The sequence below is a fragment of the Pseudomonas sp. AC463 genome (assembly GCF_979253585.1).
Window position 1 is genome coordinate 1 of record NZ_CEEDDZ010000282.1, and the last position, 343, is coordinate 343.

The following is a 343-nucleotide window of genomic DNA, read 5'->3' on the forward strand; positions in this document are numbered from 1 at the left end:
CGCTTGATCGGCGCTATGCAATCGAACGGCCCGCCCTCGGTCTCGGCGCGGGTGATCCCCCGCCGCGTATCCTGTTGCTCTACGGCTCTCTGCGCGAGCGGTCGGTCTCGCGGCTGTGTGTCGAGGAAGCGGCGCGGCTGCTGCAATTCTTCGGGTGCGAGACGCGCATCTATGATCCCTCGGCGCTGCCGCTGCCCGATCAGGTCGCCGGCGACGATCATCCCGCCGTCCACGAACTACGCGAGCTGTCGATGTGGTCGGAAGGTCATGTGTGGTGTTCGCCCGAACGGCACGGCCTGGTCACGGGCATCATCAAAACGCAAATCGACCATCTGCCGCTCTC

At 65.6% G+C, this 343-nt stretch carries 1 protein-coding gene; it reads left to right on the forward strand.

Features of this window, described 5'->3' with window-relative positions; genetic code table 11:
- Positions 1-20: 20 nt before the first annotated feature.
- Positions 21-343 (forward strand): NAD(P)H-dependent oxidoreductase (locus AC0IYH_RS30160; RefSeq protein ID WP_471837790.1); only part of this gene is annotated, 323 nt, incomplete at its 3' end.